Below are 22,509 nucleotides of genomic sequence, written 5' to 3'. Positions count from 1 at the left end.
ATCACGCCTGGCCCTGACTTCGAAACCCCAAAGGAAAACCCGACATGACGTTTCACACTCCTTTCTCCGCAGCACCCGCGATGCTTGCGCCCAGATCCCGCCGGGGTCTGGCTGCCCTGGCGCTGGCCGCCCTGCTTGGCGTGCCGGGCATGGCGCTGGCGCAGCAGGCCGCCGCAACGACCGGCCAGGTCTTCACGGCCGACGAGCATGGCAACTCGGTCAGCCGCGTCGATCTGGCGAGTGGCGAGGTGACAACCGTGCCGCTTCCGGTTACGCCCCATAACGTGCAGGTCACGCCGGACATGAAGCAATTGCTGCTTGTGGGTTCCCCGGTCGAAGCCGGTCACGGCGATGGCGGCGGTCACGGCGATAGTGCCAATGCCGGCCGGCTGCTAGTGCTCGATCCGCTGGCGCTGGATGCCGCGCCAGTGGAGATCGAGATCGGCAGTCATCCTGCCCATGTCGTCACCGACCGCGAAGGCAAGCGCGCCTTTGCCAGCAATGCCGGCGACGACACCATCTCGGTCGTCGATCTGGCGACCCGCGCCGTGACCCCGATCCCGGCCGGCGACTATCCGCATGGTTTGCGACTGTCGCCGGACGGCCGCTATCTGCTGGTGGCGAATGTCGAGGGCGGCGACGTCTCCCTGTTCGATACCGCCACGCTGGCCGAGGCCGCGCGTATCCCCGTTGGCGCGGCGCCGGTGCAGGTGGCCTTCCTGCCCGACGGCAGCCGCGCCTATGTCTCGCTGCGCGACGAGGATGCGGTGGCAGTGATCGACCTTGCCACCCGCGAAGTCACCGCCCGCATCCCGGTCGGCGACGGCCCGATCCAGCTTTACGCGACGCCGGATGGTGGCAAGGTTTTCGTCGCCAACCAGGGCACCGAAACCGCCCCGAGCGATGAGGTCTCGGTGATCGACGTGGCAGGCAATGCTGTCATCGCCACGGTGAAGGCGGGCATGGGTGCGCATGGCGTCGTGGTCAGCACGGATGGCGCGCTGGCCTTCGTCACCAACGTCAACGACGGCACGCTGTCGGTGATCGACACCGCCAGCAACGAAGTCGTTGCGACCCACAAGGTCGGCGCCGGTCCGAATGGCGTCACCTATATGGCCCGGTGATCGGCTGCCCCCATGGGGTGCAAATCCGACTTGAAGCATTGACCGGCCGCAGGCTTGTGATGAACAGGCTTTGGCCGGCCATTCGGCGCGGGACCGTGGATGCGGTCTCGGCGATCGGCCGCCGGGCGGATCAGTAATCCGTCTCCAGATAGACCCCGGCGCAGTCGTAAGCGACGGCGGCGGCCGTGGCGCCATTGTTCATGTAGAGCCGCGGCGACAGGAACTGCGTGGCGGCAGGCAGATCGGTGGTGATCTCCTGCTCGAAGACCGCACCGGAAACCTCGTCGACGACGCGTGCCCAGACAGATGATCCGTTCGGTGGGGCCGCGATGAACAAGGTCAGCACGCCGCCGGTGGCAATGGCGAAGCTCGCGCCCATGTCGGTCAGCGTCGGCGCACCGGTGCCATCGTTGCGGACCAGCTGCCAGTTGGTGTGCGTCCCGCGCTGGAAGCCGATGCCGATGCAGTTGACGGCCGTGGCCAGCGTCAGGGTGGAGGCCAGCGCGGCCGTCGATCCGTAGAGACCGAAGAACCCCATGCCAGTCGCCTGCAGCGTCGTCAGCGAAATCCGCGCGACGAAGGTCCAGCCGCCGAGGCCCGCCGCGTTGCCGCGCCAGCAGGCCCAGCCCGCGGATCGCTGGTCGGTCACCGAATCCGCCACCGCCGCCGAGGTCAGGCGCCAGCGGCGCATGGAGGTTCCGAGATTGGTCGCAGCGAGCGTCGGGTGCGAGACGGTGCCGACCGAGGTGATCGGCAGGCCTTCGCTGTTGATGGTGGTGCCGGTCGAGGGCGACCAGTTGGCGATCCGGTTGACCCCGAAGTGGGGCTGGAGTGGGAAGTCCCGCCCCGAGGGGCGCATGACGTCGATCCACGGTGCCCCGGCACGGCTGCGGGCGTAGATGGCGGCCTTGCCTGCGGCCGGCGGGGGCGGCGCTGCGCTCAGCCCCGGCAGGATCGTGGGCTGCGGCAGTTCCACTTGGCCGCTCATGCGGTCGATCCGGATCGCGTCGAAGAAAGTCGAGCCGTCCGGGCTGACCTTGAAGCTGAAGTCGTCATTGCCCAGCAATCCGATCAGCGCGCGGGCCGAGAAGCCGGTCTTGAAGGCGAAGGAGGCATCATTGGTCGGCCCGGCCTTGTTGACGGTCGCCTCGATGCCCGCGCCCGCGTTGTTCAGCAGCACTGCCGGGGTGTTGACCGAGAGCCGATTGGTGCTGTCGGCCGTTGCCCCGCCGAGGCCCAAGAGTTGCGCGGTCAGGTTTGCTTGCGGCATGCCGACCTGCGTCACGGCATTGGCGAAAGTGACCGTCGGCGTGTTCACGACAGTCGTGCCGCCAGCACCTGCGGTGGCGGACCCGATGTTGACGATTGTGTTCGACCCCGACGCGCCGCCGGTGCCGATGTTCACGGTCTTGGTGACGCCGGTGGTCGTCGCCCCGGTCCCCAAGCCGTAGGTGGCGGTCGTCGTTGCCGTGCCGATGCTGGCCGAGGCCGCCGACACCGTGACGGTGCCGGAGGCCGTCAGCGTGCCCGAGAAGGTCTTGTTGCCGGTGAAGGTCTGGGTGCCCGCCAGAATCGCCAATTCCGAGGAGGTGTTCGGCAGCGTGTAGCTGCGGGTCGTGCCGGTGCTGATCCCCGCCAGCGAGAAAGTCGCCTTCTTCGTTGGGTCCGCGTCGTTCACTAGGCCGAAGACCGCGTCCGAGACGTCGCGCGGTTCGCCCACTACCTCCCAGGCGCTGCCGGTCCAGACGAGGAACAGCCCCTCCGCGGCGACCCAGACCAGCCAGCCGGTGCGAGGCACGAGGCGGATCCATGCACCGTCGACCCAGAAGGCGATGTTCAGATCCCACCCGGCCCAGAGGCCGGTCGCGCCCGAGGCTACCAGATGCCGGTCCCCGTCCGCGGGGCTGGCTGGGGGCGCGGAGCGCGTGCGGTCGAGGACCGAGAGCTGCACCATGGCGTCGAGCAGTCGCAGGGCCTCATTGTGGGTGACATGCTTCTGGGCTTGGGCCGCCAGCAGGTAGGGCAAGCCGAGATGGGTGGTGGTGTCGGACATGGGGGTTCCCGCAGGTTGGGATCAGAATTGCAGCGTGACGGACGCAGGCGTGCCGCGCCCGAGGCGGTTCGAAAGCTGGAAGATGCGGATCGCGAGCGTCTGACCCGGCCCGAGCGGCGCGCCCCAATCGGCGGTCTGCTGCGCAGCCGTGTAGAGGACGGAGCTGGTGCTGCTGGTCAGCGTCCGCTTGACCGCGGCCCCGTCGAGGATCTGGATGTCGTAGGACTCAACCTCTTCAGCCAGCGGCACCTCGACCTGTTCCCAGGTATCTGCAGCCAGCGCGCGGGACCGCCGCGTCCAGCGGAGGATCAGATCGCCCCGGCTGCGCGCGATGCGCCATGGCAGTTCGACATGGACCGGGGCAAAGGGGACAAGGCCTCGCCCAGTCGGCGTGAAGCTCTGCGCGACATAGGTCTCGTCGCTGACCGCGCGGCTCGCCGGGCCGATGCGCCAGTTCCAGGGAAGCCCGAGATCGGCTTCGGCGATGGGCAGCGGAGACAACGAGGCGTCCAGCACCACCACGCGGGCACCGGCGGGCGCCGGATTGCCCATCGCGGCCTCGGTGCCGCGTTGGCCGCGCAGGAGTCGGGTCAAACGATACCGACCGGGCGCCAGCAGTTCCGCCGCACCCGCCTGCACGATCTCCCAGACACCCGGCGTGGTTTCCACCGCCAGCGCATTGGCGCCACCGAACAAGGTCAGGTCGGTGACGCTCTCCAGCGTGCCGGTCAGCAGGTCGACCACCAGCACGTTGCCGAGATCGAAGCGCGACGTGGGACCAGACCAAAAATCCGAGACCAGCGCCCCGATCCGGGCGCGACTGCCGAACGTCGTCAGCAGCTCGAAGCCATCGGTCGAAGGGCTGCGGAACACCGCCATCTCGCCGGGCCATGGCACGGCATGAGCGGCGATCAGCGGCCGATGCGCGGGCTGGTCCTCGGTCAGCTGCGGCAGGTCCATCAGCACCGCATCCGGCGCGCCGAACACCACCGCGCGCGTCAGCGAGGCCGCGCGAGGATCGCCGGGCGGCAGGTCGTAGCTCGCGCGATCCTGGCGGACCGCCTCGATGCCGCGTGCATCAGAATCGGCAATCGAGACCAGCCGCAGATCGACCAGCCGCCCGTCATGCGCGAGCCGGATCACGTCGGCCGGATCGAGTGCGAGCCGCGACGGCGGCAGACGGAAGGCCGCTGTCTCGCGCCCCACCCATGCTTCCATCAGGGCGCGGCGGCAGCGTCGTTCGGCCTCTTCGGGCGGCACCGCCATCGGGAAGCTTTCCGAGGCGATGCGGGTGGTGTCGACGGTGATGCGGCGGGCCTCGACCAGCGCGGCGTCGTAGTCCTCGTCGGCGCGGGCCAGCTGCCACTTCAGCGCCTGCGGCAGTTCCGTCTCCTGGCCGCGGGTCAGTTCCAGCACGTCGCCCTCGCGAGTGGAAACCAGATCATCGGGGCTGACGCTCGTGACCGCCGCCCGGCCGCGCATCACAAAACGAATGACGCCCTCGGTCTCGACCGCGTCGAAGCCGAAATGGCGCGACAGCGTGGTGATCGAGGCGCGCGGGCTTTCCAGCGCGGTGATGGCGTAACCTTCGACCGCGCCCCAGAGCCCGGAGACGTCGATCCGACCTTCGGCCATGCCGGCGCGCCGGCAGAGGTGCCGGATCAGCGCGGCCAGCGACACCGCGCCGAGCCGCCCGGTCAGCCAGTGACCGAGCCGCCAGTTCGGGCCATCGGTCCAGACATCGGTGAGGCCGGGGAAGAACGGATAGGGTCGCGCATCCCAGGTCCAGGCGGCGCATTCCGGCACGCGCACCATCGGCCCGCCGTAGACCGCAGAGATCGGGTTGTTCGCGGCCTTGCCCCACCAGAGATAGGTCGCCTCCAGATACGCCCGCTGGATCGCGTCGTCGCGCCAGCCGCGCGAGAAATGCGGCGTGAAACTCTCCGACGACTTCGGATCGAAGAAGACGTTGGGCTGGTTGGTGCCGCGGTCGACGGCCGGGCAGCCGAGTTCGGTGAACCAGATCGGCTTCGACTGCGGCACCCATTCCGTCGGCGTCGCGCTCTCCAGCCCGCCCGGGCGGTTGAAATGCGGGTTCGACCACCAGGAGTGCAGATCCTTGTAGCGGAACACCCACGGCTTGGCATGGGCACCATCGGTGATCGGCGTGCGGAGCTGCGCCGACCGATCGGCGGCGCTGGCGTAGAACCAGTCGAAACCCTCGCCACCCGCGATGTTCGCCTGCAGATAGGCCCGGTCGTAGATCGCGGGCCAGCCGTCCTGCGCGTCGAGATGGTCGAATCCGTCGCGCCAGTCCGAGAGCGGCATGTAGTTGTCGATACCGATGAAGTCGATCTCCGGATCGGCCCAGAGCGGATCGAGGTGGAAGAAGGCGTCGCCGCTGCCGTCGCCCGGCTGGTGCCCGAAATATTCCGACCAGTCGGCGGCATAGCCGATCTTCGCCCCGGCCCCGAGGATCGAGCGCACATCGCCGAGCAGGTCCCGATAGGCCTGCACGGCCGGATAGGTGCTGGCCCCGGAGCGGATCGTGGTCAGCCCGGGCATTTCGGTACCGATCAGGAAGGCATCGACCCCGCCCGCGGCTGCGCAGAGATGGGCGTAGTGCAGCACCATGCGGCGCAGGCCCCAGTCGCCGGATGGCCCGGTCCAGCTGACGCTTTCGCCCGAGACGTTGAAGCTGGCAGGCGTGGCTGCCCCGAACAGCGCCGCGACCTGCGTCGCGGCTGTGCCGGTCTTGTCCACGGTCCCGGCGAAACCTGCCGCGGGCGAACAGGTGATCCGCCCCCGCCACGGGAAAGCGGGCTGGCCCGCCGCGGCGGCGTTGTCGCTATACGGATTCGGCAGGCTGTTGCCCGGCGGAACATCCATCAGGATGAAGGGATAGAAGGTGACGCGCAGCCCGCGCGCCTTCATCTCCTGGACCGCCTGCACGACGGCGAAGTCGGACGGCGTGCCGCCATAGACCGGACGATCCTGATCGTCGCGGCTGACGAGGAAGGCGCTGGCGCGGCTGACGCCGTTGACCGACCAGCTGCGCGGCGTAGTGGACTTGGCCGATACCTCGACGCCCGGCCGCACCTTGCAGGAGCCGGCACGCAGATCGTCGCCGAACCAGGCGACGACGAGGCTGACGCTCTCCACCGCCGGGGCCATTGCCTGCAGCCGGTCGAGCGCAACGACGATGTCCGCCTCGTCGGGCAGCGCGTTCAGGTTCTCCGCCTGCGTCGCTCCGCCATCGGTCTTGCGGATTCCTTCGGTGGCGTAGGTGAACTCGCCCGAGGCCGGGATCATGGTCACGGCGCGGGTCAGCCCCTCGGCGGTGTCGGGATCGGCCAGCGGTCGGAACACCTCGAAGCTGAGCTGCGGCAGGCGGTTGCCATAGGTCGAGAGCGGCAGTTCCTCGAAGACGACATAGGCGGTGCCGCGGTACGCCGGGGTGTTGGCCGCGCCCATCCTGGCGGCGATGAAGGGATCGACCCCCTGCGCCTCGTCGCCCGGATACCAGCGCCAGGTGACGCCGGAGAGGTCCATCGGCTTGCCGTCGGCCCAGATGCGGCCGATGCCGGTGATCTCGCCTTCACACAGCGCCACGGCGAAGCTCGCATAGTAGAGATATTCGGTGGTCTTGACCTTGCCGCCGCCGCCGCCCTTGCCACCACCCTGCGTGGTGGTCCTGGTCTCCTCGCGGAAATCGGTCGCCCAGATGATGTTGCTGCCGATACGCATGCGGCCGTAGAGGCGCGGGATGACCGCGCCCTCCGTCGAGGACGTGATACGCAGCGTGTCGAGCCGCGCGCCCTCGATGCGCTGGGTCGGCGCCAGCGACGAGACGATCCAGCTGTCGACGACCGAGCCCACGGTCGAGCCGATGAAGCCGCCGATGGTCGCGGCGCTGACGCCTAGGATCGCGCCGCCAAAGGCTCCGCCGATGGCAGTGCCGACAGCGCCGAGGACGAGGGTAGCCATAGGGTTCTCTCAGCTTTGGGGAAACAGGAAGGCGAAGGCGATGCGCCGGCGCCAAATGGGGGTGAGCGATTCCTCGATGGCGCCGAGCCGCTCATAGGCATGGAGGAAGGTGCCGGGGCTGGTGAGGATTCCGACATGCTTGGCGATGGCGCGGGGCTTCATGCGGAACAGGAGCAGCGCGCCCGGCCCGATATCGGACAGGGCGATCTCGGGCATCATGCGGCGCGCACCCTCGGCCAGCACCTCGTGCGGGCCGGTCTCGCCCCAGTCGCGGCTGTAGGGCGGGATCGGGAACGGCTCGAGGCCGACAACCTCGCGCCAGACGCCACGGGCGAGGCCAAGGCAGTCGCAGCCGACGCCCTTGAGGCTGGCCTGGTCGTGATAGGGCGTGCCGAGCCAGGACCGTGCGGTGGCGATCACGCGCTCTGGATCGGCCCCGACAATGTCGGCGTTCACAGCACGGACCCTTCGTGCCCGCCATCTTTCGTGGCGTAACGCAGGATGGCATCCTGACCGGGGATATGCGGAAAGCCCCGGAAATTGGCGGTATTGGCGAACTTCGCGCCGCAGGTCTCCATGCGCTTGTCGCAACCCGCGCGGACGACGAAGCCGTCACCCGCTGCGATGGCCCGCACCGGCGCTTCCAGCAGCGTCAGAACGGCGATGCCATCCGTCAGATCGTGCGCGATGACCTCGGCCCGCCGTCCGGCATTTGCGCCGCCGGTCCATTCGACCGTGCCGAAGGTGAACCAGCCTGCGGCAAAACCGGCGAGTCCCGAGGCGGTGAAGGCCCGGTCGCGCAGCAGGTCGATGACCGCGCCCGTTCCCTTGAAAACCGGGTCTTCCAGATCGACACTGCAGCGCGCATCGCCGAGCGCCGCGTCACAGGTCGCCTGGAAGGTCCGCCCGACGGTCTGTCCGAGCACATGCGCCAACGACCGCACCTCGGCCACGAAGGCCAGCCGTCCCCGCCGGATCTGGCCGATGGCGCCGCGTCGCATCAGCACGCGCTGCGACGTCGCCTGCCAGTTCACTCGCCAGACCTCGACCTCTGCATTGTCCCAGCACCCGTCGAGGATGTCGGTCTCGGTGATCCGGTCTGAGGTCAGCACGCCCTGCGCATCCTGTGCATCGACAGACAGGTCGGATCCCGAGCGGACCTCCGATGCCGTCAGCCCGCTCTCCGGCTCGAAATCGGTGCCGTCAAAGCTCAGCGTCCGGTCGTGGTCGGTGAAACCAAAGGTGACACCATCGGCCCGGGTGATCCGCCAGCACCAGGCGAGCGTCGTCGTGCCCTCGTCGAGATGGGTCTGCAGCGCGGGTAGGAGCGATTTCACGTCCGCCCCCAGCCGCGCAGGAGAGCCACGGAGGCGAGAAGCGATGACACCACGCCGCCGCCCGCGCCGGTCAGGGCATAGAGATTGAAGGGGCGGATATCGAGGGTGCCGGTCGCGAGGTCGAAATCCGCCAGCCCGGCCATGGCGAGGCCGGAGGCGGCGAGGCAGGCCAGATAGACGAGGCCGCGTGCGAGATTCCAGTTCATGTCGGTACTCCGATCAGGGATTTGAGGAAGGCGAGGATGCGTTGGGCCAGCGTCACTGGCGCTGTGGCTGCGGGCGGCGCAGCGCCATCCGGCAAGGGTGCCGGTGGCAACGGACCTGCGGCAGGATGCAGCAGCGTCAGCGCTTCGGCGTCGCTCAGCCGCCGGATCGGTCGCGAGAAATCCGCCCTTCCGTTGCGGTCGACCGCCCAGACCGGGATCGTCCCGGTGGGATAGCGGGCATGGCGGAAGAGATCGCGCTCGGCCTCGCGCCGGGGGCGGATCGCGGCGGGTTTGAGCCAGCCCATGAAGCCGTCGGCTGCAGCCGCGCGGTTGCCCGCGTTCAGGTGCTGGGTCAGCGCGGCTCTCGCGATGCCGCCGGTGTTGTAGTGGAACGAGACCAGCGCATCGAATTCGTGGGGCGCGAGCGACACCTTCACCGCGCGCCGCACCCCTGCCTCATAGGTCGCAAGATCGGTCCGGAAGACCCGGAACGCCTCACGGATCCCGGCATCGAGATCGCCGGGCATGCCACGGGGCATTCGGGCCGGATCGGGCGACCCGGCTGCGGCGGTATGGCCGATGCCGAAGGTCCAGACGCCGGCAACATCAAGATAGGGTCCGGGCACGAGTCCTTCGTGCCGGACAAGGGCCAAAAGGCCCCGGTCTGTCATCTGCATGGGATTATCCGAGGATGGAGATCAGGAGGATCAGAGCGGCGATGGCGAAGCCGATGCGGACACGGTGGCTGAACGCCTGCTGAGGATCGGGCGCGTCGCAGCGGAAGGAGCGCGCAAGACGGAGAAGATCATTCATCGCCGCCTCCCTTCGCGCCGCGCAGCCGGGCGAGGACGAGTTCGATGAAAGCCGGGCCGAAGACGCCGACCAGATAGGCCGCCGAGCCCGCAGCCCCGCCTGCCGGGATCGCCTCGGGCGGCAGGCCGAGCCAGCGGGTGACAAGCGCCATCGACAGGCTGCCCATTCCGGCCGCGATCAACCCGCCGAGCAGGATGTGGCGCAGCGCGTCGCGCAGCCGCATCCGGGTGGTCAGCGCATTGGTCGCCCCGCCAAGCGCGCCCCAGGCGGCGAGGATCACCGCCGTGGAAGTGGCAAGGTCGCGCAACACGCTGGCGAAAAACCCGGGCTCGTCATTCATCGCCGGATCTCCAGCAGCGGGATAGAGGTGATCGAGCCCAGCCGCTCGAGGTCGAGGGTGACGTCGAGCGTGTCGGTGTCGAAGCGGACCGGCACGTCAAAGGTGAAGCCCGCGGTGATGGCGATGCCCGCGCCGGGTGCGGCGGCGAAGGTGACGAGGCCGGTGGTGGTGGCGACCGACCAGCCGGATGGCTGCTCGACGCCCGCCAGTGCGATGCGAACGCTGCCAGCCACCGGTTTGGCGATAACCCGCGTCCAGGACTGCGCACCGGAGCTGTAGCGCTTCACCAGCTGGAACGCGGTCGCTGTGCCGTCGCCGGTGCCGATCACCTGATCGGTCGGGGCTGGTGTGCCCGAGGGCAGGCAGGACTTGTGATCGCCCCAGTCCTTGAAGCGGAAGCCATGCAGGCGGCCGTTGCGGGCCTCGAAGAAGGCCACGACGGCCGCCAGATCGTCGGCGCGGCGGATGCCGTAGGCGACGTCATAGCGGCGGCGCGAGTTCGCCCAACTGGCGTTGCGCTCTTCGTCGCCCGAGGCCAGTTCGACGATCTGGGTGCGCCGCTCGGGTCCACCGCGCGCGCCACGGCTGATATCGTCCGGAAACCGGACTTCGTGAAAGGCCATCGATGTTCTCTGTAAGATTCAGGGTTGTGTCGGCCGGGACTCACATGCCCCTGCGCCCGAGCGAGACCGCGCGGGCGATATCGGCTGCGATCTGCGTGCGCGATTGGCGGAAGCTCTCGGCGTCGCGAGCGTTGATGTTCACAGTGACATTACCGCCCGCGCCAAAGCCGACGGCTTCACGACGGGAGAGCACGCGCTCGCCCCGCTGCAGGATCGCGGGCACCTCGTCGGGGCGCAGACCAGCCCAGCCGCCGCTGTGCATGCGCGGCGCACCGGCAAACGCCAGTGCCGGCACCATGCGGCCCGCTCCCGGCGCACCGACCATCCCACCGGCATGCAGGACGTTGGCGAAGACTCCGCCCGCGCCGCCGAGAGCCCCGGACAGCGCATTGGCGATAGGGCCGAGGATGAAACGCCGCGCCGCGAGCTTCGCAAGATCGGCGATCAGCGAGGTGACGAGATCGCCGAACTTCAGCTTGCCGGTCTTCACGAATTCGCCGATGGCGTTCTCGGCCGAGGTGAAGGCGCCCACCAGCGTATTGCCGATATCGCCGCCGATCTCGCGCGCCTTGGCGGCGTAGTCGGCAAGCGTGGCACTTACGGCGGCCCAGCCGGTGACGGCCTGATCCGCGCCAGTTGCCGCATCCGCCCCGGCCTGGCGACCGGCGGCGCCAGCGCGCCCCGCGGCACCGGTGGCACCGTCCAGCGCATCACCCAACCCGAGGGCGCTGCCCGCCGCATCGTCAAGCGCATCCCCGGCCTCATTGCCGGTGCCGGTCACCGCATCCTTCAATGCCTGCCAGCTGGCCATCGGCCGCGACGCGGCGTCAGAGAGCATGCCCGCCGCCTCGCGATAAGCATCGGCTCGTCCGCGCGCGGCCTCAGCCATCGCGCCCAGTCCGGTGTCGGGCGCGGTGACATAGGTTCGACCCATGGCGGCGGTGAAGGCATCGGCCGCAGCGGTGCCGGCCGCCGTCGCCGCACCCTCGAAGGGGTTGCCGATCCGGCCCAGTTCCACCGGGTCGAGGGTGCCGATCCGCACGCCGCCTTCGCCCGTCGCCCATTCCGGCAAGAGTGCCAGTGCGGCGTTCAGCGCCTCGATGAAGCTGTTGATGCGGGTGACGACGCCGTTCAGCATCGCCTCGACGCCCGAGATCAGCCCGTTCGCCGCCTGGAAGGCGAAATCGCCGATGGCGCCCGGCAGGCTGCCCCAGATCGCCACTGCGCCGTCATAGGCGCCCTGAAACACCGCAATGGCGCGGTCGCCAAAGCTGACGATTCCGGTCACGGTGTCGTCGAGCAGGGTGAAAATCGTCGCCTTCATCCCCTCCCAGGCGGCGCCGATGCGGGCCATCACCGCATCGAGGCGCAGGCCCATGCGGCTCCAGGCTTCGGCTGCGAAATCGGCGACGAGGTGGAAGGCTTCGCCCAGCCCGCCGACCTTCTGCACGACATTCATCAGCTGGTAGATCAACTCGCCCGCCAGCACGATCAGGGCGCCGATCCCGGTGCGGACGATGGCGCCGCGCAGCACCGTCAGCGCGCCGGAAAGCGTCAGCGTCGCCACGCGCGCCGCGACGAAGGCGGCGACCCAGCGCCCGGCCATGAAACCGGCGAAGGCGATGCCGATGGCGGCAAGGCGCTCGATATTGTCGGCCACCGCGATCAGCGCCGTAGCGACCAGCGACGAAGCCCCGAAGACCTGGTCCCAGCTGCCGACCAGTTGCAGCGCAGCATTGCTGATCAGCGTGAAGGCGTCACCGATGGTCGCGGGCATCGAGTCGGCTTCCTCGCGCAGCAGCTCGAGATTGCCGATCAGCGCCGTGCGGATCACATCGCCGGTGATCGCCCCCTGCTGCCCGAGGCCGCGCAGGCCCGAGACGGTGGTGCCGAGCTCAGACGCCAGCAATTCCGCCAGCCTCCCGCCGCTCTGGATCACGGTGTTGAGGTTGTCGCCGCTCAGCGTGCCGAGGGCCATGGCCTTCGAGAGGGCGTTCTGCACCGAGGCGGCGCGCTCGGCCCGCGCGCCCGAGACCACCATGGCGTTGTTCAGCGCCTCGGTGAAATCGAGGCTTTCCGCCGTGGAAAGCCCGAGTTCGCGCAGCGCGGTGGCATTGGCGAGCCAGGATTCCGTGGTCTGGCCGAGGCTGGAATAGGTCCGCCGCGCCATGGCGGCCAGCCGGTCCATGACTGCGGCCCCGGCTTCCTGCGAGCCGGTGGCGAGATCGACCCGCGAGCGAAGGTCGGTCCACTGGTCGGCATAGGCAACGAGCTGCCGGATCGACAGCGCCCCGGCGACGATGCCGGCAAGGCGCCGCAGCACCGCGCCGGTGACATCGGCCTGGCGCTCGATCCGCTTGAAACTGTTCTCGCCCGCATCGCCCACGCCCTGGAACTCGGCCTTCACCTGCCTTCCGCCCTCGGCGACGAGGCGGACGGAGACACGTTTCTGGGCCATGGATCAGCTTTCCTGACGAGGGGGACGGCGCTTGCGGGTCGGAGTCATCGCGCCAGCCCCGGCGACGCCCGGTCGCCGGACGCCATCTGTTCATTGAGCTTGCGGACCATCACCGCCTCGATCTCGGGCAGGCATTCGGCAGCGATCAGCGGGTCGACCCCGAGCGCACTCGCCATGGCCAGCGCCGCCGTCATGTCCCAGCCGATGACGGCGCCACCGCCCATGCCGGCGGCGATGCGAAGCTGTCCGGTCAGGCGCTGCGCGAGATCCCAGACCTGCCAGCCCTCAAACGTCAGGGGCCGGTTCAGCCGCGCCGGGCAGCCCGGGCACGGGCCTTCGCAGGCTTCGCAGTAGGCGTCGCCCCCACCGAAGTGCCAGTCGGCAAGGGCGCAGAGGCGTTTTTTTCCGCGTCCAGCATCAGATGCGGCGCGAGGCAGCGGGTCTGGAACGCCTCGAACACCGGCCAGATGTCCAGAAGTGCGTCGATCCCCTCCGGGTTGACGGGAACGGGATTGCCCTCGGCATCGCCGACGCCCTCCCAGCCGGTGACCACGCGACGGGCGACGGCCTTGGCCATGACCAGCGCCTGCTCCTCCTTGCTTGCCTCCTCGGGCAGCGCCTCGACGGCCGGATCGTTGCGCGCGGCGACCATGATCGCGGTGGTGACAGGCAGGACTGCCAGGCGCAGGCCGGCCCCAAGATCGAGCCATTTCGGCCCGGCGGAAAGATCGAGACGGATCATGGTCAGTATTCCTCGATGTCGTTGATGAGAGTAACGGTGCACATCCGCCCGAGCGTGGCGTCTCGCGCGGCCTGCCAGTCGAAGCTGGCCTGGATGCCCTGCGGCCCGCCGATCTCGATCCGCGGGCGCGGCAGATAGACGGCGTGGACGGTGAAGGTCAGGCTTTCGCCCGAGATGAGCGTGTAGGAAAACTCCAGCTCGCAGGACGTGCCGTTGATCGCCTGGCTGACCAGCGTGCTGTCGGCGAAGCGGACCTCGGTGCGGCCGGTCAGCGCGGCGATGGAGGGATCGGCGCCGTCGATCATGCCGTCGGCGCGGATGGTCTCGATCCGGTCGAGATTGTTGGCATAGGTGATCTCGGTCGAGATCACGTTGCCGAGCGCCGTCCCGCTGCGTTTGATCGCGCCGTTGAAATGCCCGAAGCGGATCAGGTCGAGTTCGGCCGGCGTTCCCGCGCTGCTGGTCGTGGCAACCGTCTCGCCCTGCGCCACCAGCCGCGCGGTGGCAGTCAGCAGCCCCGAGCGCTGCATCTGCCAGCTGAGCTGGTCCAGCACCACGCCGGAATACATCGCATAGCGCGGCACCTCGGGCATGGCGGTCTCGATCGCCATGCTGGGCAGGGTCCAGCCGCCGGACTGGAATGTGTGGGTCCAGGGGCCGGGCGAGCTTCCGGTGGTGGTCGGCGCGCCGAAGGCCGCCTTCAACCAGAAGCCGAAGGCCTCGGCGTCGATCGGCACCACCACATCGCCGTCCGCAGTTACCGCATCCTTGACCGGCGCCAGCGGATCGCGGCCATAACCCAGAAGCTCCGAATTGAGCAGCGGCTGTTCGGCCCCGAGCGAGGTGCTGGCGAAGGGCATCCTTGTGTAGCCGCCTGCGGGCGGGGTGCCATAGGTCGTCTCGAACGCGAGCGCCATCCGCGCCCGCGCCCCTTGCGCGCGTGCCATGTTCGTCTCCTGTCGTGAGAAGGGGTCAGCCGAGCGGATCGGCCGTGGAGTGAGGCGGATCAGGCGACAGTCCAGTGGACTGTCGTCCCGCCGAACGCAGCACCCGCACTCAGGGTGGAGTTAGCCAAGCGGGTCCGAGACGGAGTAATGTAGAATGACCGGGATCACCGCCGCCTTCAGGCTGGCCGCGCCGTCAACCGGCAGATCAACCGGCTGCGGGGCTTCTGCCTCGACCCAGTCGCAGAGCCCGCCAAGCGTGCGGTCGGCGGCGAGCGCTGCGCCGATGCTGGCGGTCAGCGTGTCGAAGGCGGCGTCACGGTTCGCACCCTGCACCACGGCTTCGATTTCGGCGCGGTGCTGATAGTGATAACGCAGGGGCGAGAGCGTCACCTCGGGCTCACCGGGTTCGCCGTCGCGCAGGATCAGCAGGCCATCAGCGGGGACGCGCTCGGGCAGAACTTCACCACGCAGGGCCGTGGCGGGCAGCGCCGAGAGCCGCGTGTGCAGCGCGGCGAGGATGGTTTCGCGGGGGGTCATCGAACAAAGGAGCTTGTAATTGCATCAAGCACCGGGCAGTCCGGCACCTCGTCGCCGGAACATTTCGCGGCGGTCCCTGCAAGGACGGACTCAATCCGTTTCAGATCGCCGATTTTCGCGCGGACGTCCGCAAGATGGCGTTCGGTGCGCGCATGGACGTCGGCACAGGTGGGCGCGGTGCCGTCCTCGAGGCCCAGAAGCCCGCGAATGTCCTTCATCGCAAAGCCCAGTTCACGGGCGCGCAGGATGAAGCGCAGCCGAGCGGCGTGGGACTGCGCGTAGATGCGATAGCCCGCACCCGTCCGCGGCGGGTCGGGCAACATGCCGATCTTCTCGTAATGGCGGATCGTCTCGATGTTGCAGCCGGTCGCACGCGCCAGTTCGCCGCGCGTCAGGCCGCTTTCGCTGTCGTGATCGGACATGATCGAATTTCCCTTGAGCCTGTAGCCGCTACAGACCCTACACCGGTCGTCAACCAGCGACGAGAGGTGAGTGACGTGAGCATTGCAGACGACCGGACGGACAGCCCGGCTGCGGCGCCCAGGGGCGATTTCGAACTCGCCGTGATCGGGGCCGGATCGGCTGGTTTTTCCGCCGCGATCACGGCCGCAGAGGGGGGCAAGCGCGTCGCGCTGATCGGCCACGGCATTATCGGCGGGACCTGCGTGAACGTGGGCTGCGTGCCCTCCAAGACGATGATCCGTGCCGCCGAGGCACTCCAGGGCGCGAAGGCGGCCGAGCGCTTTCCCGGCCTGCGGGGTGAGGCGCAGGTCACCGACTGGACGGCGCTGATCGCGGCGAAGGACAATCTTGTCGCCTCGCTTAGGCAGAAGAAATATGTCGACCTGCTGCCCGGCTATGACGGTATCGCCTATTTCGACGATGGCCCGGCGCGGCTTATCCCCGGAGGCGTCGAAGTCGGTGGGCGGAAGATTGCCGCGCCCAAGGTGATCGTCGCCACGGGAGGGCGTCCGGCGGTGCTCGACATTTCGGGCATCGACGCGGTGCCCACGCTTGACAGCACCTCGCTGCTGGAACTGGAGAGGCTGCCGGAAAGTCTGATCTTCCTCGGCGGCGGCTATATCGGTGTGGAACTTGCGCAGATGATGGCGCGCATGGGGGTTGCGGTGACCATCGTCTGCCGGTCGCGGCTTCTGCCCCGGACCGAGCCGGAGGCGAGCCGTGCCCTGACGGAAGCCTTGCGGGCCGAGGGCGTGAAGATCATTGATGGCGTGACCTATCAGGCCGCGCGGCGCGAGGGCGACCGTGCTGCCCTGACGGTGACGAAGGACGGCGCCGCACGGGTTCTTATCGCAGACTACATTGTTCTGACCACGGGCCGCACCCCCAACACCGAAGGTCTCGGCCTCGAAGAGATGGGCGTCGAGACCGACGCAAGTGGTGCGATCAAGGTCGGCGACGACATGGCAACCACACGGCCCGGCATCTATGCGGCGGGCGACGTGACGGACCGTGACCAGTTCGTCTACATGGCCGCGTATGGCGCGAAACTGGCCGCGCGGAACGCGATTTTGGGAGGTGTGGAGCGGTATGACAATGGCGCGATGCCTTGGGTCGTGTTCACCGATCCGCAAGTCGCCGGGGTCGGCCTGATCGAAGCTGATGCCCGAGACGCGGGCCATGAGGTCAAGACCAGCGTCCTCTCTCTCGACAACGTGCCCCGCGCGCTGGCCGCCCGCGACACGCGGGGGCTGATCAAGCTGGTTGCGGATGCGAAGACCGACCGCCTGCTTGGCGGCGTGATCATGGCCCCCGAAGGTGCGGATAGCGTTCAGACGCTCGCCATGGCGCTGAAGTTCGGCATGACGACGAAGGCGCTCGGCGAGACGATCTTCCCCTATCTCACCACGGTCGAGGGGCTGAAGCTGGCTGCGCAGAGCTTCGACAGGGACGTGGCGAAACTGTCCTGTTGTGCCGGATGACCGACCGAACCGACGTTCGTGCCACGGCAGGTCCGACCGACGTGGCCGCCGCATCGTGTCACCGAAAGTCGTCATAGCCGCCCGTCCACCCAGTTCGCGACGATCAGCCCCGGCACTGCATCGTGCGCCCGTGCAGCGTCCCGTGCGAGGTCGAGCCGCTTCGGCAACCTGACCTGCGGGACGAGCAGGAAGATCGGCACGGTAGTCAGCCCCCGGCCGGTCTTCGAGCGCGACGCCACCGCGCGGCCCTTCGTATTCAGCCGCCCCTCGGCGACCAGCAGGCTCGGTCCCGTGCGCCGATAGACGAAGCGCAGGCGCAGTCCGGTGCGGCGTTCCCACTCAAGGGGGGTGATCCGACCGCCGCGAAGGGACTTGCCCGCCGCGGCCGTGGGGATCGCAAGCCAGAACCCGGTTTTCGAGCGGATCAGCGGGCCGGTGTCATGCGCGCCGAGGATGACCGGCGCCTTCGACCAGACCAGCGCGGCGGCATTCAAGCTGGGCCGACCCTTGGGCCAGGCTTCCGACCGGATGGTGCGGGCGAGCCGAGCCCCGAGGCCGGCGCCGGTGATCTGTGCGCGCCAGGCGGATTTCAGACCGGTCCCGGCGTCGCGCATCGCCGTGGTGACGGCCTTCTCGCCGGCCTTCACCTCCGCGTCCATGATCCGGACGATATCGCCGACGATGTTGATGCCGAGCTTCACGTGGGCCTCAGATCGACGGTCCAGACGAGGCGTTCGCGGTCCCGGGCGGGCTCGCCCTGAATGAGGAAGGCATCGCCGTCGATCTCGATCCGGTCTCCGGGGCGCGGGTTCGCCACTTCGGCCACGCGCAGGTCAATGCGCGTGGTTTCCGACCAGAGCCTTGCATCGCCGAAGTCGGTGACCGCGTCGGCGCGCCGGGCGACGACACGCACCAGCATGGGCGCGCCGCCGTCGGCGATGTAGACCGCATCCCGGCCGATGTTCGGATCGGCGAAGAGCGCACCGAGCGCGGCAGAGAAGGCGCTCATCAGAACGCGGCGTTCAGCCGTACCCGGCCGATGGTGTCGCCCGCGCCGCTCGCCACCGCCGCGACCGCCACCCCGATCAGGGTGTTATCCGTCGCAACCGTTGTGCAGCGCTTGTTGGTATCGTCCCAATAGGCCTTGGCGCCGACAGTCCACGCCTGGGAACCGACCTTGGTGATGTCGAACACGCCGACGAGCGCGGTCTCGACGGGTTCGCCACTGGCGGCGTCCCCGGCGGCCACGCCGAAGATCGCGCCGACGAGCAGACCATCGCCGGAAGCGACGGCATAAGGTGCGGTCAGGGTGATGGTGTTGCCGGGCTGGACGAAGTTTTTCATGGGGGATGTCCTTCTTGAAAGACGAAGGGCGGCCCGTCAGGACCGCCCACATGTCAGGGATCGGGATACGGCCCGGCTTACGCCCCGGCGTTCTTGTAGAGGCCGCGCCAGTCGATGGCCTTGGCGCCGAAGTCGAGGCGGCACTTGATCTCCACCCCGTCGACGTCGAAGCCGTTGCGGGTCTCGATATAGGCGCCCTGCTGGCCCTCGAGATAGGCATACTCGATGGTGTCGATCTGGTTCGGGCTGGCGGCCAGATACCAGGCGGTCTCGCTGGCGGCATCGAGCCGGGGCTCGCTGATCGGCGAGAGGGTGCGGATCGATTGCGGCACCACGCTGGAGGTCGCGGCAGGCATGAGGTTCTGCGCCACCAGCTGCTCGGCCTTCAGCTCCAGCGCGGCAGGCACGATCAGGAAGGCGGGGCGGATGTTCAGCACCGTCTTCTTGTCGAGGCCGGTCTGCAGCGCCATCGCCGCGCGGGCCGCGCCCACCGCATCGACGGCCAGCGCCGCGCCTGTGCCGGCGAGGTTCTTATGGTTGGTGTGGAACAGCGCCGTGCCATCGGCCATAGCCGGGTTCGAGGTGATGATGCCCCAGACGACATCGCTTTCCAGCTGGGCGATGGAGTTGCCGTACATCGCAGGGATGCGGGTGAAAGCGTCGAGATCGTCGTTGATCAGCGTCTGGCGGGTGATCGCGACCACCCGGCCATAGGTCTTGACCTTGTAGCTCTCCTTGCTCTCGCCGAGCGTGCCGCGCTTGAACTCGCCGCTCTCGCCGACCTCCAGAAGCTGCGGGGCTTCGCCGAGCTGCACCCGGTGCATCGCCTTGAAGTCGGTGGCGAGCACCTGGCGGCAGAACAGCATGAAGGTGCGGGGATAGGCCTCGTAGGCCTGCCGCAGGGTCTTGTTGGTGACCGCCGACAGGATCTCGGGGAAGTCCGAGGTCGAGTGCAGCGCGCGCGTCGCCACCTCGTCGCGCGACAGGCCCCGCGTGTTCACCCCGGCATTGCCGAGGCTTTCGCGGGCCAGTTCCAGCAGCGTCATGCCGCGATACTGGCGCGCGGCGTCTTCCAGCTGGAACAGCGTCGGGCTGTAGCGGTGCAGCAGCGCGTTCGCCACCGCGTCGCGGCGGGTGATGCGCTCGTCCCGGCCGCCGAGCGGGACGGAGACATGGGGGAAGGTCCGGGTCTCGTCCGACTTCGCGGCGACCTGGTCGAGGATCAGGCGGCGGGACTCGTCGACGCTGACGCCGCGCTTGACCAGATCCTCGGCGAAGCCGCGCTCGAGGTTCAGCCGCCCGGCCAGATCGTAGATGGTGGAGACGCGGTCGCGCTCGGCCTCGCGGGCGCGGGTGGCGACCGCTTCGGTGTCTGGCGCAGCAGGTGCATTGCCCTTCGGCTGCGCGCGGGTTTCCGCTGCGGCGACCTTCGGGTCGGGCGCAGCTTTCGGCTCGGTCATGGTGGTGTCCTCGGTATCATTCGGCTCGGTCGGCTGGGTGGTGGGGGTTGCGGCGTCGCTTGCCGGGGTTTCGGTCTTGTCCGTCATCGGGATCGGTCCTTTCGTGCTTGAAGGGGCGTCCCGGCGGTGAAGGACGCAGTCGTGAAGGGGATGCTGGGCGCGGAAGCCCGCGGCGGGGTCGGCGCCGACCGCGACGGCGGAGACCTCGAAGGGCGTCCAGTCCACCGCCCGCCAAAGCTCGCGCGCGGCCTCGGGTTTCGAGACCTCGAAGCGGTGGACCTGGTAGCCGATGGAGACCGCGCGGATGTGCCCGGCCTGGATGTCACGCCAGATCGGCTCGACATCGGCACGCTCGCTGATTCGCACCAAGGCGATGCCCCGGCCGTTCTCGATGCGGGCAGAGCCCGGCACGACCGAGCCGATGACCGCATCCAGCGTGTCGAGCTCATGCACCTTCAGGAAGGGCGCGCCCGCGTTCAGCCGGTCGAGCCGAACATGGGCGGGATCGAGGCTCAGTTCCTCGTCATAGGGCTCGCCGAAGAAGGTGGCTCGGCGGACGCGCGCCCCGGCCGACCAGACCACCTCAACGGTGCGGCTGTCGGCGTCGGCCGTGTTCGGCGCAAGCTCCGCCGACCGGCGCATGGCCGGCAGTTCGATCATCGTGTCCATGGAGTCAGTCCTGTTGGTCGGCCTGCGGCGGGTTGGTTTCCGCGTCGGCGGCCGGGTCGTCGGTGTCCGGTTCGTTGTCGGCGGGATCGGTCGTTGGATCGCTAGTCTGGGCGCTGCCGGTTTTCGTGACGCGGCGCGGGTCGCTGTCGAGCACCAGCCCCAGCGCGTCGAGCTTGGCGTTGGTCGCGGCGATTTCCGCCAGCACGGCATCCGGATTGCGGCCCTGCCGGGCGATCACCTCTGCCAGCGTCATGGTGCCGGAGCGGATCGACAGCAGGTTCGCCATCGCGTCCTTCTGCGGATCGACCGCCTCGAACTTCGGCGGCGACCATTCGACCGGCACGGTCGGCGACGGGATCTGGCCCGCCGCCCACGCGGCTTCCGTGAACCAGCGCCAGACGGGCGCGCAGAACATCGGAATGAACAGCTGCCACTGCACGGCGTCGATCTGGCGGCGGAACTCCACGAGCCCCGCCCGGATCGAGGAATAATTCACCTGGCTGAGATCGCCGGTGAGCAGTTCGTAGGGCACCCGGAACCCGGCCGAGATCGTGTGCAGGCTGGCCCGCTTGTATTCGCCATAGCCGCCGGTGGCGGAGGGCTGGTTGAAGCGGATGTCCTTGCCGCCGCGGGCATAGGCGATCAGCCCCGGCTCGAACTGCTCGACCCGGTTGCCGTCGGCATCGACCACCGAGGGCGCGATGCCCTGCTGCGCCTCGTCGTCGCCGAAGACGATGGCGGTGACGCAGGCCTCGGTCTTCTTGCGGACCAGTTCGGCCACCTCGTAATCGTCGAGATCGCGCAAGCTGCGGATCACCGGCGCGCCCCAAGGAACGCCGCGCGCCTGCGTGCGCTGCTTCTCATAGACGTGGGCGATCTCGGTCGCGGGGACCGGGCGGCTCTGCAGGCCGTTCTGCAAGGCCCCGTAGGCGTCGCCCGGATGCTCGGCGTGCAGCCAATAAGCCCGGCGCTTGCCGACCGGGTCAAACTCGATCCCCTGCACAAGGCGGCCTGCGCCGATGGCGCCGGATTTCGTGGCGTCGAGAAAGTCGGCTTCCAGCACCTGCAATTGCAGCGGCACCGGCAGGCCATCGCTCGCCCGCCGCAACCGGCGGCGCACCAGAACCTCGCCCGCCTCGACCATCTCGCGGCAGATCAGCGTCTGCAGCCCGTAGAAGTCGAGTTGGCCATCGGCGTCGCAGTCCGCCGTCCAGCGTTCGAACAGCGCGTCGACCTTGCGATCCAGCGTGTCGTCGCCGCTGGCAGCGCGCGGCATGATCCCCGCGCCGATGATGTTGTTGACGAGCACCGCCACGGCCTTGGCCGCATGCGGGTTGTTGCGCACCAGATCGCGCATCCGGTCGCGAAGCAGCGCCCCGGCGACGCCGATCTCGGTGTCGGCCGAGGATCCCGGCGCGCGCCAGCCCTCGGTGCGCCGCCCGCGCGCGGCGCCGTCATAGCCCCGCGTCAGGGTCTCGAAGGCCTGACGCGCCATCACGCGGCGGGCCGCCATGCGCGGCGCCACCGTGGCGATGGCATGGTCGAACCAGGTCGCCGACATCAGCGATCCCCGCGCGAGAAGCCCGCGAGCCCGGCCACCGGCAGCGGCCGCGTGGTACCCGCGATGGCGCGCTCGATGGTCCGGATGCGGGCGAGCAGATCCTCGGCCGAGCCGTAGTCGACGGACTTGCCGTCATAGCTGACCCGGGTCGTGCCGCTGGCATAGGCCCGGCGCAGCGCCGAGAGCTCGGTTTCCGTCCAGTCCATGCCATTCGCTCCCGCTCAGTGCGTTCGTTCCCTTGCGACGCTCCACTGGAGCCTCGCATCCGCTGCGCGGACCGGTCCTCACTCAGAAGTTATCCGTCTTGGTCAAGGAGCCGCGTCGGCCCATTTTCGGTCATCTCGGATCAGTGCGTTGGCAAGGAT

General features: G+C 68.8%; 23 protein-coding genes. 2 read left to right on the top strand and 21 right to left on the bottom strand.

The genetic code is table 11. The features are described from left to right. Positions 1 to 44 precede the first annotated feature (44 nt). Positions 45 to 1,124: a YncE family protein gene (locus WMK75_RS12430; protein WP_347267977.1), complete on the top strand. Its 1,080-nt coding sequence runs from the start codon at positions 45 to 47 to the stop codon at positions 1,122 to 1,124. 130 nt (positions 1,125 to 1,254) lie between these two features. On the opposite strand, the gene WMK75_RS12425 is transcribed toward WMK75_RS12430, so the two are convergent. From WMK75_RS12425 to WMK75_RS12355, 15 genes are all read right to left on the bottom strand, one after another. Continuing rightward, positions 1,255 to 3,177 carry a DUF2793 domain-containing protein gene (locus WMK75_RS12425; RefSeq protein ID WP_347267976.1) on the bottom strand — a complete coding sequence of 641 codons (1,923 nt, stop codon included), beginning with the start codon at positions 3,175 to 3,177 and terminating at the stop codon, positions 1,255 to 1,257. A 21-nt stretch (positions 3,178 to 3,198) separates the two neighbouring features. Further along, entirely contained in the window at positions 3,199 to 7,164 is a 3,966-nt protein-coding gene (locus WMK75_RS12420) for a glycoside hydrolase TIM-barrel-like domain-containing protein (protein ID WP_347267975.1), read from the bottom strand. Between the two features lie 9 nt (positions 7,165 to 7,173). Next, a complete protein-coding gene (locus tag WMK75_RS12415) occupies positions 7,174 to 7,608 on the bottom strand; it encodes an NlpC/P60 family protein (RefSeq protein WP_347267984.1) in 435 nt (144 codons plus the stop codon). A gap of 8 nt (positions 7,609 to 7,616) precedes the next feature. Beyond that, a complete protein-coding gene (locus WMK75_RS12410; protein ID WP_347267974.1) occupies positions 7,617 to 8,501 on the bottom strand; it encodes a DUF2163 domain-containing protein in 885 nt (294 codons plus the stop codon). After that, complete coding sequence (locus tag WMK75_RS12405; RefSeq protein ID WP_347267973.1) at positions 8,498 to 8,707, bottom strand: hypothetical protein; 210 nt, start codon at positions 8,705 to 8,707, stop codon at positions 8,498 to 8,500. Before WMK75_RS12405 ends, WMK75_RS12410 begins: the two co-directional genes overlap by 4 nt. Continuing rightward, positions 8,704 to 9,378 (bottom strand): lysozyme, encoded by a 675-nt coding sequence (locus WMK75_RS12400; RefSeq protein ID WP_347267983.1) that lies wholly within the window; start codon positions 9,376 to 9,378, stop codon positions 8,704 to 8,706. The genes WMK75_RS12405 and WMK75_RS12400 overlap by 4 nt, the downstream gene beginning before the upstream one ends. A gap of 10 nt (positions 9,379 to 9,388) precedes the next feature. Beyond that, on the bottom strand, positions 9,389 to 9,520 hold the full coding sequence (locus WMK75_RS12395; RefSeq protein ID WP_347267972.1) for a hypothetical protein: 132 nt from the start codon (positions 9,518 to 9,520) through the stop codon (positions 9,389 to 9,391). After that, positions 9,513 to 9,860, bottom strand: a complete 348-nt coding sequence (locus WMK75_RS12390; RefSeq protein WP_347267971.1) for a hypothetical protein — start codon at positions 9,858 to 9,860, stop codon at positions 9,513 to 9,515. Before WMK75_RS12390 ends, WMK75_RS12395 begins: the two co-directional genes overlap by 8 nt. Further along, positions 9,857 to 10,483: a DUF2460 domain-containing protein gene (locus WMK75_RS12385; protein WP_347267970.1), complete on the bottom strand. Its 627-nt coding sequence runs from the start codon at positions 10,481 to 10,483 to the stop codon at positions 9,857 to 9,859. Before WMK75_RS12385 ends, WMK75_RS12390 begins: the two co-directional genes overlap by 4 nt. A gap of 40 nt (positions 10,484 to 10,523) precedes the next feature. Further along, a complete protein-coding gene (locus WMK75_RS12380; protein ID WP_347267969.1) occupies positions 10,524 to 12,941 on the bottom strand; it encodes a tape measure protein in 2,418 nt (805 codons plus the stop codon). A gap of 44 nt (positions 12,942 to 12,985) precedes the next feature. Then, positions 12,986 to 13,165, bottom strand: a complete 180-nt coding sequence (locus WMK75_RS12375) for a hypothetical protein (RefSeq protein WP_347267968.1) — start codon at positions 13,163 to 13,165, stop codon at positions 12,986 to 12,988. Positions 13,166 to 13,245: 80 nt separating this feature from the next. Next, on the bottom strand, positions 13,246 to 13,683 hold the full coding sequence (locus WMK75_RS12370; protein WP_347267967.1) for a hypothetical protein: 438 nt from the start codon (positions 13,681 to 13,683) through the stop codon (positions 13,246 to 13,248). Between the two features lie 2 nt (positions 13,684 to 13,685). Further along, positions 13,686 to 14,630 carry a phage tail tube protein gene (locus tag WMK75_RS12365; RefSeq protein WP_347267966.1) on the bottom strand — a complete coding sequence of 315 codons (945 nt, stop codon included), beginning with the start codon at positions 14,628 to 14,630 and terminating at the stop codon, positions 13,686 to 13,688. A 120-nt stretch (positions 14,631 to 14,750) separates the two neighbouring features. After that, positions 14,751 to 15,167: an acyl-CoA transferase gene (locus WMK75_RS12360; protein ID WP_347267965.1), complete on the bottom strand. Its 417-nt coding sequence runs from the start codon at positions 15,165 to 15,167 to the stop codon at positions 14,751 to 14,753. After that, positions 15,164 to 15,589 (bottom strand): helix-turn-helix domain-containing protein, encoded by a 426-nt coding sequence (locus WMK75_RS12355; protein WP_347267964.1) that lies wholly within the window; start codon positions 15,587 to 15,589, stop codon positions 15,164 to 15,166. The genes WMK75_RS12360 and WMK75_RS12355 overlap by 4 nt, the downstream gene beginning before the upstream one ends. A 75-nt stretch (positions 15,590 to 15,664) precedes the next feature. On the opposite strand from WMK75_RS12355, the gene merA reads away from it, so the two are divergent. Then, positions 15,665 to 17,110 carry a mercury(II) reductase gene (merA, locus tag WMK75_RS12350; RefSeq protein WP_347267963.1) on the top strand — a complete coding sequence of 482 codons (1,446 nt, stop codon included), beginning with the start codon at positions 15,665 to 15,667 and terminating at the stop codon, positions 17,108 to 17,110. A gap of 71 nt (positions 17,111 to 17,181) precedes the next feature. Here the strand turns inward: merA and WMK75_RS12345 are convergent, their stop codons facing one another. From WMK75_RS12345 to WMK75_RS12320, 6 genes are all read right to left on the bottom strand, one after another. Next, positions 17,182 to 17,811, bottom strand: coding sequence for a DUF6441 family protein (locus WMK75_RS12345; protein ID WP_347267962.1), 630 nt, complete (start codon positions 17,809 to 17,811; stop codon positions 17,182 to 17,184). Next, on the bottom strand, positions 17,808 to 18,119 hold the full coding sequence (locus WMK75_RS12340; RefSeq protein ID WP_347267961.1) for a hypothetical protein: 312 nt from the start codon (positions 18,117 to 18,119) through the stop codon (positions 17,808 to 17,810). Before WMK75_RS12340 ends, WMK75_RS12345 begins: the two co-directional genes overlap by 4 nt. Beyond that, positions 18,119 to 18,454: a DUF2190 family protein gene (locus WMK75_RS12335; RefSeq protein ID WP_347267960.1), complete on the bottom strand. Its 336-nt coding sequence runs from the start codon at positions 18,452 to 18,454 to the stop codon at positions 18,119 to 18,121. Before WMK75_RS12335 ends, WMK75_RS12340 begins: the two co-directional genes overlap by 1 nt. 77 nt (positions 18,455 to 18,531) lie before the next feature. Beyond that, on the bottom strand, positions 18,532 to 20,583 hold the full coding sequence (locus WMK75_RS12330; protein ID WP_347267959.1) for a prohead protease/major capsid protein fusion protein: 2,052 nt from the start codon (positions 20,581 to 20,583) through the stop codon (positions 18,532 to 18,534). A gap of 4 nt (positions 20,584 to 20,587) precedes the next feature. Next, the gene (locus WMK75_RS12325; RefSeq protein WP_347267958.1) at positions 20,588 to 22,144 is read right to left on the bottom strand and encodes a phage portal protein; all 1,557 of its coding nucleotides are present in this window, start codon (positions 22,142 to 22,144) and stop codon (positions 20,588 to 20,590) included. Then, positions 22,144 to 22,350, bottom strand: coding sequence for a hypothetical protein (locus tag WMK75_RS12320; RefSeq protein ID WP_036751162.1), 207 nt, complete (start codon positions 22,348 to 22,350; stop codon positions 22,144 to 22,146). Before WMK75_RS12320 ends, WMK75_RS12325 begins: the two co-directional genes overlap by 1 nt. Between the last annotated feature and the right edge of the window lie 159 nt (positions 22,351 to 22,509).

It is taken from the genome of Paracoccus sp. (in: a-proteobacteria) (genome assembly GCF_039808215.1).
Lineage (GTDB): Bacteria > Pseudomonadota > Alphaproteobacteria > Rhodobacterales > Rhodobacteraceae > Paracoccus.
This window is presented reverse-complemented; position numbering and strand designations above follow the sequence as displayed.

What these genes read in the sequence shown, in the direction of transcription:
- WMK75_RS12370 (WP_347267967.1), bottom strand. Translation starts at nt 13,683, where the DNA reads ATGATCCGTCTCGATCTTTCCGCCGGGCCGAAATGGCTCGATCTTGGG.
- WMK75_RS12330 (WP_347267959.1), bottom strand. Translation starts at nt 20,583, where the DNA reads ATGGACACGATGATCGAACTGCCGGCCATGCGCCGGTCGGCGGAGCTT.
- WMK75_RS12360 (WP_347267965.1), bottom strand. Translation starts at nt 15,167, where the DNA reads ATGACCCCCCGCGAAACCATCCTCGCCGCGCTGCACACGCGGCTCTCG.
- WMK75_RS12430 (WP_347267977.1), top strand. Translation starts at nt 45, where the DNA reads ATGACGTTTCACACTCCTTTCTCCGCAGCACCCGCGATGCTTGCGCCC.
- WMK75_RS12420 (WP_347267975.1), bottom strand. Translation starts at nt 7,164, where the DNA reads ATGGCTACCCTCGTCCTCGGCGCTGTCGGCACTGCCATCGGCGGAGCC.
- WMK75_RS12390 (WP_347267971.1), bottom strand. Translation starts at nt 9,860, where the DNA reads ATGAATGACGAGCCCGGGTTTTTCGCCAGCGTGTTGCGCGACCTTGCC.
- WMK75_RS12425 (WP_347267976.1), bottom strand. Translation starts at nt 3,177, where the DNA reads ATGTCCGACACCACCACCCATCTCGGCTTGCCCTACCTGCTGGCGGCC.
- WMK75_RS12380 (WP_347267969.1), bottom strand. Translation starts at nt 12,941, where the DNA reads ATGGCCCAGAAACGTGTCTCCGTCCGCCTCGTCGCCGAGGGCGGAAGG.
- WMK75_RS12340 (WP_347267961.1), bottom strand. Translation starts at nt 18,119, where the DNA reads ATGAGCGCCTTCTCTGCCGCGCTCGGTGCGCTCTTCGCCGATCCGAAC.
- WMK75_RS12355 (WP_347267964.1), bottom strand. Translation starts at nt 15,589, where the DNA reads ATGTCCGATCACGACAGCGAAAGCGGCCTGACGCGCGGCGAACTGGCG.
- WMK75_RS12325 (WP_347267958.1), bottom strand. Translation starts at nt 22,144, where the DNA reads ATGTCGGCGACCTGGTTCGACCATGCCATCGCCACGGTGGCGCCGCGC.
- WMK75_RS12385 (WP_347267970.1), bottom strand. Translation starts at nt 10,483, where the DNA reads ATGGCCTTTCACGAAGTCCGGTTTCCGGACGATATCAGCCGTGGCGCG.
- WMK75_RS12320 (WP_036751162.1), bottom strand. Translation starts at nt 22,350, where the DNA reads ATGGACTGGACGGAAACCGAGCTCTCGGCGCTGCGCCGGGCCTATGCC.
- WMK75_RS12365 (WP_347267966.1), bottom strand. Translation starts at nt 14,630, where the DNA reads ATGGCACGCGCGCAAGGGGCGCGGGCGCGGATGGCGCTCGCGTTCGAG.
- WMK75_RS12405 (WP_347267973.1), bottom strand. Translation starts at nt 8,707, where the DNA reads ATGAACTGGAATCTCGCACGCGGCCTCGTCTATCTGGCCTGCCTCGCC.
- WMK75_RS12375 (WP_347267968.1), bottom strand. Translation starts at nt 13,165, where the DNA reads ATGGGCGGTGGCGCCGTCATCGGCTGGGACATGACGGCGGCGCTGGCC.
- WMK75_RS12395 (WP_347267972.1), bottom strand. Translation starts at nt 9,520, where the DNA reads ATGAATGATCTTCTCCGTCTTGCGCGCTCCTTCCGCTGCGACGCGCCC.
- WMK75_RS12400 (WP_347267983.1), bottom strand. Translation starts at nt 9,378, where the DNA reads ATGACAGACCGGGGCCTTTTGGCCCTTGTCCGGCACGAAGGACTCGTG.
- WMK75_RS12335 (WP_347267960.1), bottom strand. Translation starts at nt 18,454, where the DNA reads ATGAAAAACTTCGTCCAGCCCGGCAACACCATCACCCTGACCGCACCT.